This is a genomic window from Halomonas sp. 328 (assembly GCF_015645095.1).
Classification (GTDB): Bacteria; Pseudomonadota; Gammaproteobacteria; order Pseudomonadales; family Halomonadaceae; genus Bisbaumannia.
In genome coordinates, this window is record NZ_JADOTW010000014.1 from 1 (window position 1) to 15,764 (window position 15,764).

Consider the following 15,764-nt stretch of genomic DNA (forward strand, 5'->3'; position numbering starts at 1 on the left):
CGCCTTTTTTCCCTTGTCTGCCCTCCCCCCGCCGACTTTGGGAAAAAGGCCAGGTTACCTACCATCCAATGGCGGCGCCCCCGACTAGTGGGGGGCGCCGTTTTTTTGTGGGGGCGCGAGGTGGGAAAGGCTAGCAGTGGCCCGGGGCCTCGACGACCCACTCGCTGGCCACAAAGTGGCTGGTGCAGAGTGGTGGTTCGGGGCCCCGCAGCCGGGCGGCGAGGCGCCGCAGGGCCTGGCGGCGGTCGCCATTGGCCTGGTAGGGGCTCGCCAGCTGCTCGCTCTCGGCCACTGGCTGCCATGCCTCGCCCTCTCCCTCGCCCCCGCGGGTCGCCAGGGTGAAGGCGAAGGGGTGGAAGCCGGGGAAGCCCAGGCGCAAGTCGGTGGCGATCAGGGTCTCCTGTCCCTCCCAGTCGAGCGTCTCATAGCGCAGGAAGGGGCCGGCGAACCAGGCCAGGCGTTCGCCCCGGGGGTGGCTCTGGGCCAGAGGCTCCCACTCGGCGCCGCGACGGTAGCGCTCCAGGGACGGCTCGGCGGCACCATCGAACAGGCCCACCAGGGCCTCGTAGTGATCGTCGCCATCGATTACGGTGGCCCGCCACACCAGGGTGTTGAACGGCGTCGGCTGCACCAGGCGAGGCGCCGACTCGAGCCCCTGGGCCGCCAGCACCGGGGCCAGGCGCTGCTCCACGCTGAGCTTGGCGCCGGCGGCGAAGAGCAGGTAGGCACAGGCCAGCGCCAGGCCCCAGGCGCTGGCGCGATGAACCCGGCCGCCGACCAGGGCGGCGAGGAGGCCGCCGAGCAGGGCCAGGGTATAGAGCGGGTCGATGATAAAGACGATAGGGTAGGCGACGGGGGCAACGTCCAGTGGCCACCACAGCTGGGTGCCATAGGTGGTCAAGGCATCCAGCAGGGGGTGGGTGACCAGGCAGAGCACGAAGAAGGTCCACCAGCGCCCCAGGGAGATATCCCGGGCCGGGGCGAAGCGCCGACACAGCAGCGCCAGCAGGCTGGCGAGGCCGGTCAGCACGAACAGCGAGTGGCTGAAGCCGCGGTGCTCGGTGACATTGGCCACGGCGTCGCCGTAGTCCAGCACCACGTCAAGATCCGGGAGGGTGCCCAGCAGGGCCCCGATCACTATCGCCTTGCGGCCCAGGCGCCGTCCCAGCACCGTGCCGCCCACCGCTGCCCCCAGGGCCGCCTGGGTCAATGAATCCATAAGGTCGCTCCGAGCGTCGATAATCGTTGGATAGAGGCCTCAGGGCCCCGAGGGTTCCCGTCAGCGGGCCCAGGCGGGACCCGCGGCCAGGACTCGGGCCTGTATCGGGCAGTCGTCCCGGTGGGCACCGGGCAGGTAGCCGCTGCTCATCAGGAACTCGCCGACGATTTCTGGGCCGGTGAAGCGGAAGGTGCGGCGAAACAGCTTGACCCAGTCCGCATGGTTCAGGGGATGGTGCGCCTCCAGCCAGGCGTGGAAGCCGCCGTGGGAGTCGCGCAGCTCGCGCAGGACCCGGGCGTTATGGATCACTGCCTCGACCTTCAGGCGGTTGCGGATGATGCCGGCGTCGGCGAGTAGCCGGGCCCGTTCGGCCTCGCCATAGGCGGCGACCCGGTCGATCGCGAAGTCCTCGAAGGCGGCCCGGAAGGCCGCACGCTTGTTGAGCACGGTGAGCCAGGAGAGCCCCGCCTGATTGATCTCCAGTACCAGGCGTTCGAAGAGCGCGGCCTCGTCGGTGAGGGGAAAGCCATACTCATGATCATGGTAGGGGCCGTGCACGGGGTGGGACGGCGCCGTGTCGCAGTAGTGGGGCATGGTGACTCCTGTCGTGGCGGGGTATCCTGCCGTCAATGCCTGATAAGGGGAGACGATCGATGTTGGCAAGACCTATTGTACGCCGCCTGGCGGCCCTGGGGCTGGGCCTGATGCTCGCGCCCCTGGCCATCGCCGGGCCGCTGGTGGAGGTATGGAAAGATCCCGGCTGCGGCTGCTGCACCGCCTGGGCGGAGCACCTGGAGGCCGAGGGTTTCGAGGTGCGTCTCCATGACACTCGGGAGATGCGCCAGGTCAAGGTCGAGCGGGGCGTGCCGCCGCGGCTCGCCTCCTGCCATACCGCGGTGGTGGACGGCTACGTGATCGAGGGCCATGTGCCCGCCGCCGATATTCGCCGTCTGCTGGCGGAGGAGCCCGAGCTCGCCGGCCTGGCGGTGCCCGGCATGCCCCACGGCTCGCCGGGTATGGAGACCGGCCGCCTCGACGACTACACCGTCTACGGCTGGCATGCCGACGACCGTGCTCCGGATGTCTTCCAGCGCTATATTCAGCAGTAAAGGAGAGCCCCCATTATGCAATACCTACACACCATGGTTCGTGTCAGCGACCTGGAGGAATCCCTCTACTTCTACTGCGACCTGCTGGGCATGATCGAGATCAGCCGCAAGGAGAGCGAGAAGGGGCGCTTTACGCTGGTGTTCCTGGCTGCCCCGGAGGATGAGCTGGCGGCCCGGGAGAGCCGTGCGCCGATGCTCGAGCTGACCCACAACTGGGACCCGGAGGAGTACACCGGCGGGCGCAACTTCGGCCACCTGGCCTATCGGGTCAACGACATCTATGCCCTGTGCGAGAAGCTGCAGGCCGGCGGGGTGACCATCAATCGTCCGCCCCGGGACGGCCATATGGCCTTCGTCAAGAGCCCCGACGGCATCTCCGTGGAGTTGCTTCAGGCCGGTGAGCCCTTGCCGCCCAAGGCGCCCTGGAGCGAGATGGAGAATCACGGTACCTGGTAGAGAGTGCCTTCGAAAAGACGCCGCCCGGGGAAACCCGGGCGGCGTCTCGTTATTGGGCACCGCTCAATCCGGGCGGACGGCCAGGCGCCCGCTGCCGAGGAAGATCAGCGCCGCGGCGCCAAACAGGAAGAGGCCCTGCAGCTCCAGCTGCCAGCCGCCGGTCTGGTTGAGCATAAAGAGCTCGTGGCTGTGTACCAGGGCGATGGCCACCACCATATTGCCGGCCATCAACAGGCCCGCCACCCGGGTCTGCCAGCCGACGATGGCCATGATCGGGGCGATCAGCTCGCCGATCAGCACCCCATAGGCGAGGAAGCTGGGCAGGCCATAGCCGGCCAGCAGGTCGCCGATCCAGTTGAGGCTACCCGGGTTGAGCAACTTGTCGATGCCGTGCAGCAGCATCAGCACGCCCACCGAGAGGCGCAGGATCAGTTTGCCCAGGGCATCGTTATGAAGGGCTCGCAGCATAGGAAGGCTCCTTGATCGGGGAGGGGCACTGCCCCGGGTCCGTTTAGCATAGCCGCTCCATTGTTCCCCAGTTCGCTCGTAAAGAGAATCCTGATAAATCCCGGGGGCCGGCCTGGCGACAGGGCGTTCGACGCTGGCCAAGGTGCGGGGGATAGGGCACCCTTAGGCCTTTCGGATCAGTAACCGTTGGATCGACGAGAGGAAGGACGATGGTAAAGCCCTGGTGGATCGGCGCCCTGGCATTAACGCTGCTGGCGGGTTGCGGTAGCACGCCGCCGGCCCCGGAGCGGGAGGCCACGACGCCGGCGGCGAGCCGTGACGCAGACTCCCCGGTGATTGGCCCGCGCTGGCAGTTGATCCTGCTGGGCACCGACGAGCGCTGGCAGGGGGCCGAGCCGGCCTGGTTCGAGGTGGCGCCCGGACGCGGTGGCCTGCGGCTCACGGGCAGCGACGGCTGCGGCAGCCTGGATGGCAGCCTGACCCTGGACGATGGCAACCGCATCGCCATCGAGGGGCTCGGTGCGGGGCGCGACTGTGGCGCCGCACCCCAGGCGGCCCGGGCCGCCGAGATGATGCAGGGGGCCTACCGTTACCTGATCGATCACGATCGGCTGGTCTTCTTCGGCCGTGATAGCCGGGTGCTGGGGGGCTTCCAGCGCCGCTGATGCCCGTCCCCACGGAAAAAGGCCAGGCCCGACTGACGGGCCTGGCCTTTTTCGTGGGCGTTTGAGTCCTAGCGAGCCGGGCGCAGCCGGGTCTTGAGAGCGATCAGGCCGCGGGTAATGGCGGCGGCGGTGCGCGGCGCCAGGGGCGTGCACAGGGCCCAGGGCAGCAGGATCAGGGCGATGGCCAGGGCCCCGAAGTAAATATCGCTGAACCAGTGGGCGCCGCCGAGGATCCGCGGCGCGCTGAGCACCATCATCAGCAGGAGGCTGACCAGGCCCACTCGGCGCCCGGCGAAGCGCCACATAAAGGCGGCGAAGATCATCAGCATCAGGCCGTGGTCGCCGGGGAAGCTGACGGTCGAGACCGCCTTGGTGGAGTAGTCCACCAGCTCGGTGATCCGGTTGGCATTGTCATAGACCAGGGTGGGGCTGGGGTGGCTATAGGTGATGACATAGGATTCGATGCGATTGACGATGCCGGCGGTGAGCAGCATGGTGATGCCGATGCCACCCCAGCGCAGCAGTCGGTGCTCCACCTGTGGATCGCGGCGCATGGCCCACAGGAAGACCGCCAGTAGCCCCAGCAGGGTGACGCCGTCGAAGGCGCGGTTGTTGGAGAGTGCCACCAGATGCACCCAGGCCATGTTGCCCTCGTGTAGCCAGGCATTGGTGGTGAAGAAGACGGCGTCGTCCATGGCCTCCCAGATCAGCAGGTTGGGCGACCACCAGCTGAGGATCAGGGCGATCCCCAGCAGGTTGTAGAAGAGCAGTCGGGCCGGTGCGAACTCGGGGTGTTTCGGCAGCATGGGGGAACATCACCTGGGAACGATTTGGCCCCATTCTAGGCGATCCCCCGATAAGGGAACAGTGTTCCCAATGACCGCGGCGGCGTTCGCCGCCGCGACACGATAACGCAGGCCATGCAGCGCTACTGCATAGACCCGCCGTTCCAGCCGTTACTGCATATACCCGCCGTGGCTGGCGTATCACTACGTGAGTGCCCGGTGGGCACGCCGCTACTGCATATACCAGCCGTGGCTGGCTTATCACTACGAGAGTGCCCGGTGAGCACGCCGCTACTGCATATGCCAGCCGTGGCTGGCTTATCACTACGAGAGTGCCCGGTGAGCACGCCGCTACTGCATATACCAGCCGTAGCTGGCGTATTACTACGAGAGTGCCCGGTGAGCTGCGCTGTGACACGAGAACGCCGTTACTGCATATACCAGCCGTGGCTGGCCATCACTACGAGAGTGCCCGGTGAGCTGCGCTGTGACACGAGAACGCCGTTACTGCATATACCAGCCGTGGCTGGCTACCACCGATTGCCCGGTGAGGGCCGCCGAGGGGAAGGCGGCCAGGTGCAGGGCCACCTCGGCGATATCCTCCAGGGTGGTGAACTGCTGATCCACGGTGTCCTTGAGCATGATATCGCGGATCACCGCCTCCTCGGAGATGCCCAGTTCCCGGGCCTGCTCGGGAATCTGCTTGTCCACCAGGGGGGTGCGCACGAAGCCGGGACAGATCAGGTTGCTGCGAACCCCGTGGGCGGCGCCCTCCTTGGCCACGGTACGGCAAAGCCCCAGCAGGCCGTGCTTGGCGGTCACATAGGGGGCCTTGAGGGGCGAGGCCAGCTTGCTGTGTACCGAGCCCATGAACAGCAGGCAGCCGCCGCCCTGGGCGTACATCTGACGCAGGCTGGCGCGGGTGACCAGGAAGGCGCCGTCCAGGTGCACCGCCAGCACCCGGCGCCAGTCCGCCAGGCTCAGCTCGTGCAAGGGCTGGATATGCTGGATGCCGGCATTGGCCAGGGCGATATCCAGGCGTCCCCAGTGCTCCACCAGGCGGCTGACCCCCGCCTCCACGGCGGCCTCGTCGGTGACGTCCATGACCAGGGCCAGGGCCTCGCCGCCGGTCTGGCGGATCGCCTCGGCGGTGGCCTCGGCGGCCTCGGCGTCCCGGTCGGCGATGGCCACCCGGGCCCCCGCGGCGGCGAAGCGTTCGGCCACGGCGCGGCCGATGCCACCGGCGGCGCCGGTGATCAGGGCGGTCTTGTTATCGAGTCGCATCATGAAGTCTCCGAATCAGCGGCCGCCATAGATTTCGCTGGGCAGCCAGGTAGCCAGGGGGGCATAGAAGAACACTAGCAGCAGGCCCAGCAGCTGGATGGCCACGAAGGGGGCGACCCCCAGGTAGATATGCCGGGTGGTGATCTCCGGCGGGCAGACGCCCTTGATATAGAAGAGCGCGAAGCCCACCGGTGGCGTCAGGAAGGAGGTCTGCAGGCAGATGGCGAAGAGCATGGCGAACCACAGCGGATCGACCCCCAGGCTCATCACCACCGGCGCCACTAGCGGCAGGATGATCAGGGTGATCTCCACCCAGTCGAGGAAGAAGCCCAGCAGGAAGACCACCAGCAGGATGGTCAGCACGATCCCCGTCTCGCCGAAGGGCAGGCCGGTCAGGGCCAGGCGTACCACGTCGTCACCGCCCAGGCCCCGCAGCACCGCGGCGAACACCGTGGCCCCGATGAAGATGGCGAAGATGAAGGCAGTGGTGCGGCTGGTCTGGAAGAGCGCCTCGCGCAGGGTGTGCAGGGTCAGGCGGCGGTTGGCCAGGGCCAGCAGCATGGCCCCCAGGGCACCCACCGCCGAGGCCTCGGTGGTGGTGGCGAAGCCGGTGAAGATCGAGCCCAGCACGGCCAGGATCAGCGCCAGGGGCGGTAGCACCGCCTTGAGGACCCCCAGGAAGGCGGCCGCATCCAGGCGCTCGCGATCCTCGGGGGCCGGGGCCAGGTCCTTCTTCAGGTAGGCGGCGATCAGGATATAGGCGATATACAGCAGCCCCAGCATGATGCCGGGCACCAGGGCCGCCATGAACAGGCGCCCCACCGAGGCCTCCGGGGTGCCCAGGCGGTCGGCCATCAGCACCAGCATGATGCTGGGCGGTACCAGGATGCCCAGGGTGCCCACCGAACAGGCGGTGCCCACCGCCAGGCTCTTGTCGTACTGGGCGCGCATCATGGGGCCCAGGGAGAGCATGCCCAGCAGCACCACCGAGGCGCCGACGATGCCGGTGGAGGCGGCCAGCAGCACGCCGACGATCACCACGGTGACGGCGTAGCCGCCGCGCAGCCCGCCCAGCACCCGCACCAGGGAACTGACCAGGCGCTCGGCGATGCCCGAGCGGTCGAGCATGATGCCCATGAAGATAAACAGCGGCAGGGCCACCATCAGCTCATTGGCGACGATGCCATAGATGCGTCGATCCAGGGCGCCGATGGTGCCGCCCCAGCTGAACCACAGGTCGGCGTCGAAGAACTCCACCAGCCCATGACCGATCAGCGCGAAAAGGAAACCGATGCCGGCCAGCGACCAGGCGACGGGGAAGCCGGCCAGCAGCAGGCCCATAAAGCTGGCGAACATCGCCAGTACCAGGAATTGTTCCAGTCCCATGGAGAACCTCGTGACTCAGCGGGTGGGCGGCGTGCCGTCGCCCTCGAGGCGGCGGGGAAAGCCGAACAGCAGGGTGGCGCAACGTAGCGCCCGGGACGCCAGGGCGATGGCTACCAGGGTCAGGCCGATGGGAATCAGGGTCTTGATGATGAAGCGGTAGGGCAGGCCGCTGGGGGCCTGGGAGCGCTCGCCGCGCTCGAAGGCGCGGTAGCCGTAGGCATAGAGGGCCTCCAGCATCAGATAAAGGATCGGCAGGGCCAGCAGGACGATACCGAGCAGCTCGATCCAGGCCTGGGCGTTCGGTGAGAAGCGCTCGCGCAGCACGTCGACCCGCACATGGTCGTCGCTGACCACCGCATAGGCGAGGGTCAGGATCATGGTGGCGCCGAACAGGTGCCAGGAGAGCTCCTCCACGGCGATGGAGCCGCGGCCGAGGATGAAACGGTTGACCACATTGGTCAGCACCACCGCCAGGGTGGCCAGCCATAGCCAGGAGACCGCCTTGCCGATCCACAGGATGGCGCCGTCCAGACGACGGCTGAGACGATTGGTGGGCAGCACGGGGCTGCCCGCCGACCCGTGGCCGGCGGAGGAATCGGGGAGAGACATGGATGACTCCGAAGCGAAGGGACCGCCGCCCGCGGGCGGCGGTCACGGTCAGGGATCAGTCGCGGGTGAGGGCCTCGGGAGCATAGTAGCTGCGCGGCAGGTGGCCCTTGTGGTGCCAGGTGCCATGCACTTCCATGAACTCCCGCTGGCTCTCCAGGACCCGGGCGAACATCTCGTCCTCGGCGGCGATCTCCGCCTGCACCTCATTGGTGACCCGGCGCAGCTCGGCGAGGATCTCGTCGGAGAGTACCTGGGCGTTGACGCCTTCCGCCTCGAAGTCACGCAGCGCCTGGGGCGTCTCGAACTCGCTCTGGGCGTAGCCATAGAGGGTGGCGGCGCGGCAGCCCATGTCGATCTGTGCCTGGCTCTGGGGCGAGAGGGCGTCCCAGCTCTCCTGGTTGACCAGCAGATGGGCGGTGGTGAAGGTCTGGTGCCAGCCCGGCATCACATAGTTCTGGACGATCTCCTGCATGCCCAGGATGCGGTCCACCGCCGGCGCGGAGAACTCCATGGCGTCGATCACGCCCCGCTCCATGGCCTGGTAGAGCTCGCCGCCGGGGATCATGGTCACCGAGGCGCCCAGGCGCTCCATGACCCGGCCGCCGATGCCGGCGAAGCGGATGCGCAGGCCGTCGATCTGTTCCAGGGATTCCAGGGGTTCGGCGAACCAGCCGGCGGCCTCGGGGCCGATCATGCTGCACAGCAGGGGGTGAACGTCGTAGTCGGCGTAGATCTCCTCGAGCAGCTCGGCGCCGCCGCCGAAGTAGTGCCAGGCCAGGTAGGCGGGCGGCTCCATGCCGAAGGGCGCGCCGGCGAAGAGCGGCAGGGCGGGGATGCTGCCCTGGTCATAGCCGACCCAGGTGAAGCCGGCGTCGTAGATGCCCTGGGAGACCGCATCGAGGATCTCGAAGGGGGGAATCAGCTCGCCGGGCTCGTAGTAGCGCAGGGTGATATTGCCATCGGAGGTCTGCTCCAGTGACTCGCTGAGGTAGCGCACCGGGGTGCTCAGCCCCACCAGGTGGGAGGGGAAGGCGATGGGCACCTGCCAGCGCACCCGCTCCTGGGCCTCGGCCTGAGGGGCGGTCATGGGCAGGGTGGCGGTCCCCAGCATCACGGCGGTAACGGCGGCGGTCAGCGGGGCGGGACGGAAGATCTGGCGTGAGAGCGGCATGCGGGCTCCTGGTCTCATTGTTGTTGAGGAGGTGCCGTCGTCGCGGCACTTGCCTGATCCAATGCAGATGCCGTGCCAGAAAAGAAAAGTTGTTTTAAAACATATTGTTACTGATGTTCTGGAGGAGCCTGGCTCGAGAGGTGTCCGGATTTCTGGACGCTATTCAGAGGAATGCGAAACAAACTGTCCGTTAATGCGGTCAGTTGTCCGGATCCAAGGACAGCTTGGCCAGCTTGGTATAGAGCACCGAGCGGGGAATGCCCAGCAACCGCGCCGCCCGGGAACGGTTGCCGCCACTGGCGGCCAGGGCCTGGCGAATGGCCTGGCGTTCCGCCTCCGCCACGGCCTCCGCCAGGGGGCGCAGCGGCGGGGCGGGGGACGTCTCGCCGCCGGGCCGGGGCAGGGCGGGAGCCAGGGTGGCGGCGTCGATCACGCTGCACGCCTCGTGGAGGGCCAGGGTCTGCTCCAGCGCGTTGCGCAGCTCGCGGATATTGCCGGGCCAGGGCTGGGCGGCCAGCAGGGCCACCGCGTCCGGGGTGATCTCGGCGCGGGGCTCGCCGCTCTCCAGGGCCAGCTTCTCCAGCAGCGCCTCGCAGAGAATGCCCATGTCGGCGGGGTGTTCGCGCAGCGCCGGCAAACGGATGGTCAGCACATTGAGGCGGTAGTAGAGGTCGGAGCGGAAGCGGCCCTCGGCCACCATGGTCTCCAGGTCGCGGCTGGTGGCGGCGATCAGGCGCACATTCACCGGCTGCACCTCGTTGGAGCCCAGGGGCTCCACCTCGCCCTCCTGGATGGCCCGCAACAGCTTGGCCTGCAGCGCCAGGGGCATGTCCCCCACCTCGTCGAGAAACAGGGTGCCGCCATCGGCGAGCTGGAACTTGCCCTGGCGGGCCCGCTTGTCGGCGCCGGTATAGGCCCCCGGGGCCACGCCGAAGAACTCCGCCTCCAGCAGGCTCTCCGGTACCGCCGCCACATTGACCGCCACCAATGGGGCCCCGGCCCGGGGCGAGGCGGCATGGATGGCCTGGGCCAGCACCTCCTTGCCGGTGCCGGTCTCGCCGAGCAGCAGCACTGGCGTCTGGCGGGCCGCCGCCAGGCGGGCGCGACGCTTGACCTCCAGCACCTCGGGGCTGGCGCCGACGAAGTCGGCCATCTCGTAGCGGGCCCCGCGCCGGGCCAGGGCACGCTTGGCGGCGGCCAGGTCACGCTGCAGGCGCCGGTACTTGCTGACCATGGGGGTCAGCGGCTGGAGGTCGTCGTAGAGGATGAAGGCCACGGCACCGATCACCCGGCCATCGGTCTCGTCATGCACCGGCAGGCGCATCACCACCAGTTGCTGGCCATGGGCCTCCATGATGTCCAGCAGGATGGGGCGGCCGCTGCGAACCACCTCGGGCATGCGGGTATGGGGAATGATCCGGGCCACCGGCTGGCCGATGACGCTCTGGGGATCGTGGATCTCCAGCAGGCGACAGTAGCTGTCGTTGATCCAGGTGATGCGGCTGTCCACATCCACCGAGATGGCCCCGGCGCTGGCCTGCTCGAAGATCGGGAAGAGGATGTCCACCGCCTGGGGGCTGAGGCCCTCCCGGGGGGAGGGCGAGTCGCCCCGGCGCGGCTCGCCGGGGAAGGCGGCCCGGAAGCCGCCCTCGCGCTTAGACGTCGCCATGGCTAAGGTGTATGGCTCGGGTTCAGAGCGCGGCGATCTTGTCGCGCTGTTCGGCCAGCAGGCGGCGGGCGGCCTGGAAATCGCTTAGCTTGCCGCGTTCCTTCTCCACTACCGCCGCCGGGGCCTTGGCCACGAAGCTCTCGTTGCCGAGCTTCTTCTCGATGCCGCCGATCAGCTTGTCCTGCTTGTCGATTTCCTTGTCGAGGCGGGTCAGCTCGGCCTCCTTGTCGATCAGGTCGGCCATGGGCACCAGCACTTCCATCTCGCCCACCAGCTGGGTGGCGGAAAGCGGCGCCTGGGCCGGGTCGTCCAGCCAGGTGATGCTCTCCAGCTTGGCCAGCTTGGCGAGGAAGCGACGGTTGGCCTCCAGGCGCGCCCGGTCGGCCTCGCCGCCCTTGGTCAGCAGCACGTCCAGGGGCTTGCCCGGGGCGATGTTCATCTCGGCGCGGATATTGCGCACCGCCACGATCACCCCCTTGAGCCACTCGATATCCCGGGTGGCGGTCTCGTCGATCTTGTCCGCTTCCGGCTGGGGCCAGGGCTGGGCCATGATCGAATCGTCCCCGCCCTGATGGGTGCCGGCCAGGGGGGCGACCTTCTGCCAGATCTCCTCGGAGATATAGGGCATCATCGGGTGAGCCAGGCGCAGGATCGCCTCCAGCACCCGCACCAGGGTACGCCGGGTGCCGCGCTTGGCCTCCGCGCTGGCGTTGTCGTCCCACAGCACCGGCTTGGAGAGCTCCAGGTACCAGTCGCAGTACTCGTTCCAGACGAAGTCGTAGAGGGCCTGGGAGGCGTGGTCGAAGCGGAACTCCTCCATCGCCTTGGTCACCTGGGCCTCGGTCTGCTGCAGCCGCGAGACGATCCAGCGATCCGCCAGGGAGAGCTCGACCGGCTCGCCATTCAGGCCGGTATCCTCGCCCTCGGTGTTCATCAGCACATAGCGGGAGGCGTTCCACAGCTTGTTGCAGAAGTTGCGGTAGCCGTCCAGGCGGCCCATATCGAACTTGATATCGCGGCCAGTCGTCGCTTGAGAGAGGAAGGTGTAGCGCAGGGCGTCGGTACCGTGGGGCTCGATGCCCTCCGGGAACTCGGCGCGGGTGGCCTTGGCGATCGCCTTGGCCTTCTGCGGCTGCATCATATTGCCGGTGCGTTTTTCCACCAGGGTATCGAGCTCGATGCCGTCGATCAGGTCGATGGGATCGAGGACATTGCCCTTGGACTTGGACATCTTCTGGCCCTGGCCGTCGCGCACCAGGCCGTGCACATAGACCTGCTTGAAGGGCACCTCGCCGGTGAACTTGAGGGTCAGCATGATCATCCGCGCGACCCAGAAGAAGATGATGTCGAAGCCGGTGACCAGCACGCTGGAGGGGTGGAAGGTCGCCAGCTCCGGGGTCTGTTCCGGCCAGCCCAGGGTGCCGAAGGTCCACAGGCCCGAGCTGAACCAGGTGTCGAGCACGTCCTCGTCCTGGGTCAATTCGAGATCGGCGGGCAGGTCGTGCTTCTGGCGGGCCTCCTCGGCGGTACGGGCCACAAAGACGTTGCCGTCCTTGTCGTACCAGGCGGGGATGCGGTGGCCCCACCACAGCTGGCGGGAGATGCACCAGTCTTGGAGGTCGCGCATCCAGGCGAAGTACATGTTCTCGTAGTTCTTGGGCACGAACTGGATATCGCCCTTCTCCACCGCCTCGATGGCCGGCTTGGCGAGCGTCTCCACGGCGACGAACCATTGATCGGTGAGCAGCGGCTCGATGACGTCGCCGCTGCGGTCGCCGTAGGGCAGGGTGTTGTTGACCGTCTCGATCTGCTCGAGCAGGCCCGCGGCCTCCATGTCGGCGACGATGCGCTTACGCGCCTCGAAGCGGTCGAGGCCGGCGTAGGCCTCGGGCAGGCTCGGATCGATCTCGGGCAGCGGCCGGCCCTGGATATCGAAGGCCTCGGCCCGGGCCAGGATGGCGGCGTCCTGGGTGAAGACGTTGATCAGCGGCAGGCCCTGGCGGCGCCCCACCTCGTAGTCGTTGAAGTCGTGGGCCGGGGTGATCTTCACGCAGCCGGAGCCCTTATCCATATCGGCATGCTCATCCGCCACCACGGGAATGCGCCGGCCCACCAGCGGCAGCTCGATAAACTTGCCGATCAGCGAGGCGTAGCGGGGATCCTCCGGGTTGACCGCCACCCCGGTATCGCCGAGCAGGGTCTCGGGACGGGTGGTGGCGACCACCAGGTAGGCCTTGCCGTCGTCGGTGGTGACGCCATCGGCCAGGGGGTAGCGGAAGTGCCAGAACTGGCCCTGCTGGTCGCGGTTCTCCACCTCCAGGTCGGAGATGGCGGTGTGCAGGGTGGGGTCCCAGTTGACCAGGCGCTTGCCGCGGTAGATCAGCCCCTCGTCATAGAGGCGCACGAAGACTTCCTGCACCGCCTGGTAGAAGCCGTCGTCCATGGTGAAGCGCTCGCGACTCCAGTCGACGCTGGCACCCATGCGGCGCAGCTGGCGGGTGATATGGCCGCCGGACTCGGCCTTCCACTCCCACACCTTGTCGATAAAGGCGTCGCGGCCCAGGTCGTGACGGCTCTTGCCTTCCTCGGCGGCGACCTTGCGCTCGACCAGCATTTGCGTCGCGATCCCGGCGTGATCGGTGCCCACCTGCCAGAGGGTGTTGTGGCCCTGCATCCGCCGCCAGCGGATCAGGGTGTCCATGATGGTGTCCTGGAAGGCGTGACCCATGTGCAGGCTGCCGGTGACATTGGGCGGCGGAATCATGATCGAGTAGGGGGTGCCTTCGCCCGAGGGGGCGAAGCGGTTGTCGGCTTCCCAGCGCTGGTACCAGCGGGCTTCGATCTGTTCGGGTTGATAGGTCTTGTCCATGGGGCCTTCCGGAGCAATAAGAGTGATACCGCCCGGGAGGTCGCTTGGCGCCACCGGGGACGGGAAAAATGGGCACGATTATAGCCTGTCGCCGGGGGTAGCGTCAGCTAGGGCGTTTTTCGCTATCACCATCCGGCGAGGCCCGGGGCTCTCCTGGGGACAGGCCTTCGCGGGGCGCTGTGAACCCCTCCCTGGGCGCTACCGATGCCATCCATGGCATAGGACCCCCGCTCTTACCTGTCCCCAGGGCCCCTCAGCAATTGCCTCAGCGATGGCCTGGACGCTTGCTTAGGTCGTGGGCGGTAACCGGGTAGCCGCGCTTCTTGTAGGTCTGCCAGCAGGCGCGCTTGGTGGTCAGCACTTGCTGGTGCTGGTTGATGATCTCGGCGACCCGCTCGAAGCGGGAGAACCACTCGGGGATCTCCGGGTGCAGGTTGAGCAGCGCCTGGACCTCCCGGGCCGGGTCCGGCGGCGCCTCCCAGCCCAGGGTCACCGGCACCGTCTCGGCCTCGGCACTGCCCAGCAGGGCATGGGGGAGGTAGGCGTCGTCGCGGAAGCTCCAGAGCCGCTCGTCCAGGGCCTGGCCCATGGCCGCGTCTTCGCAGTGCAGATGCAGCCGATAGCCCTTGCCGGCGATGGTCTCGGCGAGCCGGCAGGCGAAGTCGAGGCGGGCGTCCAGGGTGGTCTCGGGGAGGATATAGAAGTCGACTCGGGTCATGAATATCCCCTTCGGGGAGCCATAAGCTGTAAGAGCGGAGCTTCGCTCCTGGAAGCTGGAAGAGCGAGGCTTCGCCCGGATACAAGCCTTAGGCTGGAAGAAAAGCTTGATCACAGGGTTGGTGGAATCACTCTGCCTTCCAGCTTCCAGCTCAGGGTTAGACCAGGCGGGTCAGCCAGCCGTGGGTATCCTCGGCGCGGCCGTACTGCAGGTCGAGCAGCTTGGTGCGCAGGCGCTTGGCCACGGGGTTGCCGTTGTCCGCCTTGAGGCGGATCGGCCCCTCCTCGGTGACCAGCTCGCCCACCGGGGTGATCACCGCGGCGGTGCCGCAGGCGAAGACCTCGGTCAGCTCGCCAGAGGCGGCGGCCTCGCGCCACTCGTCGATGCTGATCGGGCGCTCCTCCGGGGTCAGCCCCTCGTCCTGGGCCAGGGTCAGCACCGAGTCGCGGGTCACCCCCTCGAGGATGGTGTCGGTGAGCCGCGGGGTGGCGATGCGCCCGTCCTTGAAGACGAAGAAGAGGTTCATGCCGCCCAGTTCCTCGATCCACTTGTTCTCGGCGGCGTCGAGGAAGGCCACCTGGCCGCAGCCGTGGTCGCTGGCTTCCTTCTGGGCGGCCAGGGAGGCGGCGTAGTTGCCGCCACACTTGGCGAAACCGGTGCCGCCGGGGGCGGCGCGCTTGTAGTGGCTGGAGAGCCAGATGGAGACCGGCTCGATGCCGCCCTTGAAGTAGGCGGCCGCCGGCGAGGCGATCACGTAGTAGTCCACCTCCCGGGCCGGGCGCACGCCGAGGAAGGTCTCGCTGGCGATCATGAAGGGGCGCAGGTAGAGGCTGCATTCGTCGGCCGCGTCCTTGGGCGTCGGCACCCAGGTGTGATCCTGGGCCAGCAGCGCCTTGATCGAGCCGATGAAGTCCTCGTCGGAGAGCTCCGGCAGGGCCAGGCGGCGAGCGGAGCGGCGGAAGCGCTCGGCGTTCTTCTCGGGGCGGAAGGTCCACACCGAGCCGTCGGCATGGCGGTAGGCCTTGATGCCCTCGAAGATCTCCTGGGCGTAGTGCAGCACCGCGGCGGCGGGGTCCAGGGTCAGGGGGCCATAGGGGCGCACCTCGTGGCCGTGCCAGCCGGCGTCGAGGGTCCAGCGCACATGGGCCATATGGTCGGTGAAGTACTGACCGAAGCCGGGAGCGGCGAGGATATTGTCACGCACGACGTCGGCGGCGGGCGTCGTGGAAGGCAGCAGGGCAAAGCTTGCAGTGGACACGGCAAAAGGGTCTCCGCTAAGGCCGGCGGCATCAGGCGCCGGCGTCTCTCGAGCGATACGGGACGGCGGGCCTGGGCCCGCCGGGTGTCACAGATGTA

15 protein-coding genes are annotated in these 15,764 nt (G+C 67.7%); 3 read left to right on the forward strand and 12 right to left on the reverse strand.

Going from position 1 to position 15,764, the window contains the following annotated elements:
• Positions 1-130: 130 nt before the first annotated feature.
• Together IHD13_RS08485 and IHD13_RS08490 are read right to left on the reverse strand one after the other, a co-directional pair.
• Complete coding sequence (locus IHD13_RS08485) at positions 131-1,219, reverse strand: metal-dependent hydrolase (protein WP_195860610.1); 1,089 nt, start codon at positions 1,217-1,219, stop codon at positions 131-133.
• Between the two features lie 60 nt (positions 1,220-1,279).
• Positions 1,280-1,813, reverse strand: coding sequence for a DNA-3-methyladenine glycosylase I (locus IHD13_RS08490; protein WP_195860611.1), 534 nt, complete (start codon positions 1,811-1,813; stop codon positions 1,280-1,282).
• A gap of 59 nt (positions 1,814-1,872) precedes the next feature.
• Between IHD13_RS08490 and IHD13_RS08495 the strand changes: the two genes are divergently transcribed.
• The gene (locus tag IHD13_RS08495) at positions 1,873-2,328 is read left to right on the forward strand and encodes a DUF411 domain-containing protein (RefSeq protein ID WP_195860612.1); all 456 of its coding nucleotides are present in this window, start codon (positions 1,873-1,875) and stop codon (positions 2,326-2,328) included.
• A gap of 15 nt (positions 2,329-2,343) precedes the next feature.
• Positions 2,344-2,784: a VOC family protein gene (locus IHD13_RS08500; RefSeq protein ID WP_195860613.1), complete on the forward strand. Its 441-nt coding sequence runs from the start codon at positions 2,344-2,346 to the stop codon at positions 2,782-2,784.
• A 63-nt stretch (positions 2,785-2,847) separates the two neighbouring features.
• On the opposite strand, the gene IHD13_RS08505 is transcribed toward IHD13_RS08500, so the two are convergent.
• The gene (locus tag IHD13_RS08505) at positions 2,848-3,252 is read right to left on the reverse strand and encodes a DoxX family protein (RefSeq protein WP_195860614.1); all 405 of its coding nucleotides are present in this window, start codon (positions 3,250-3,252) and stop codon (positions 2,848-2,850) included.
• 209 nt (positions 3,253-3,461) lie between these two features.
• On the opposite strand from IHD13_RS08505, the gene IHD13_RS08510 reads away from it, so the two are divergent.
• On the forward strand, positions 3,462-3,917 hold the full coding sequence (locus IHD13_RS08510; protein ID WP_195860615.1) for an META domain-containing protein: 456 nt from the start codon (positions 3,462-3,464) through the stop codon (positions 3,915-3,917).
• A gap of 68 nt (positions 3,918-3,985) precedes the next feature.
• On the opposite strand, the gene IHD13_RS08515 is transcribed toward IHD13_RS08510, so the two are convergent.
• The 9 genes from IHD13_RS08515 to IHD13_RS08555 form a co-directional block, all read right to left on the reverse strand.
• The gene (locus tag IHD13_RS08515) at positions 3,986-4,723 is read right to left on the reverse strand and encodes a phosphatase PAP2 family protein (protein WP_195860616.1); all 738 of its coding nucleotides are present in this window, start codon (positions 4,721-4,723) and stop codon (positions 3,986-3,988) included.
• Between the two features lie 483 nt (positions 4,724-5,206).
• Positions 5,207-5,989: a 3-hydroxybutyrate dehydrogenase gene (locus tag IHD13_RS08520; protein ID WP_230086215.1), complete on the reverse strand. Its 783-nt coding sequence runs from the start codon at positions 5,987-5,989 to the stop codon at positions 5,207-5,209.
• A gap of 12 nt (positions 5,990-6,001) precedes the next feature.
• Positions 6,002-7,372 carry a TRAP transporter large permease gene (locus IHD13_RS08525; protein ID WP_195860617.1) on the reverse strand — a complete coding sequence of 457 codons (1,371 nt, stop codon included), beginning with the start codon at positions 7,370-7,372 and terminating at the stop codon, positions 6,002-6,004.
• Between the two features lie 15 nt (positions 7,373-7,387).
• Positions 7,388-7,981 carry a TRAP transporter small permease subunit gene (locus IHD13_RS08530; RefSeq protein WP_195860618.1) on the reverse strand — a complete coding sequence of 198 codons (594 nt, stop codon included), beginning with the start codon at positions 7,979-7,981 and terminating at the stop codon, positions 7,388-7,390.
• Positions 7,982-8,036: 55 nt separating this feature from the next.
• Complete coding sequence (locus tag IHD13_RS08535) at positions 8,037-9,152, reverse strand: TRAP transporter substrate-binding protein (protein WP_195860619.1); 1,116 nt, start codon at positions 9,150-9,152, stop codon at positions 8,037-8,039.
• Positions 9,153-9,351: 199 nt separating this feature from the next.
• Entirely contained in the window at positions 9,352-10,821 is a 1,470-nt protein-coding gene (locus tag IHD13_RS08540) for a sigma-54 interaction domain-containing protein (RefSeq protein WP_195860620.1), read from the reverse strand.
• 22 nt (positions 10,822-10,843) lie between these two features.
• Positions 10,844-13,690: a valine--tRNA ligase gene (locus tag IHD13_RS08545; protein WP_195860621.1), complete on the reverse strand. Its 2,847-nt coding sequence runs from the start codon at positions 13,688-13,690 to the stop codon at positions 10,844-10,846.
• Positions 13,691-13,955: 265 nt separating this feature from the next.
• A complete protein-coding gene (locus tag IHD13_RS08550; protein WP_195860622.1) occupies positions 13,956-14,408 on the reverse strand; it encodes a DNA polymerase III subunit chi in 453 nt (150 codons plus the stop codon).
• Positions 14,409-14,565: 157 nt separating this feature from the next.
• Positions 14,566-15,666 carry a branched-chain amino acid aminotransferase gene (locus tag IHD13_RS08555; RefSeq protein WP_195860623.1) on the reverse strand — a complete coding sequence of 367 codons (1,101 nt, stop codon included), beginning with the start codon at positions 15,664-15,666 and terminating at the stop codon, positions 14,566-14,568.
• Positions 15,667-15,764 lie beyond the last annotated feature (98 nt).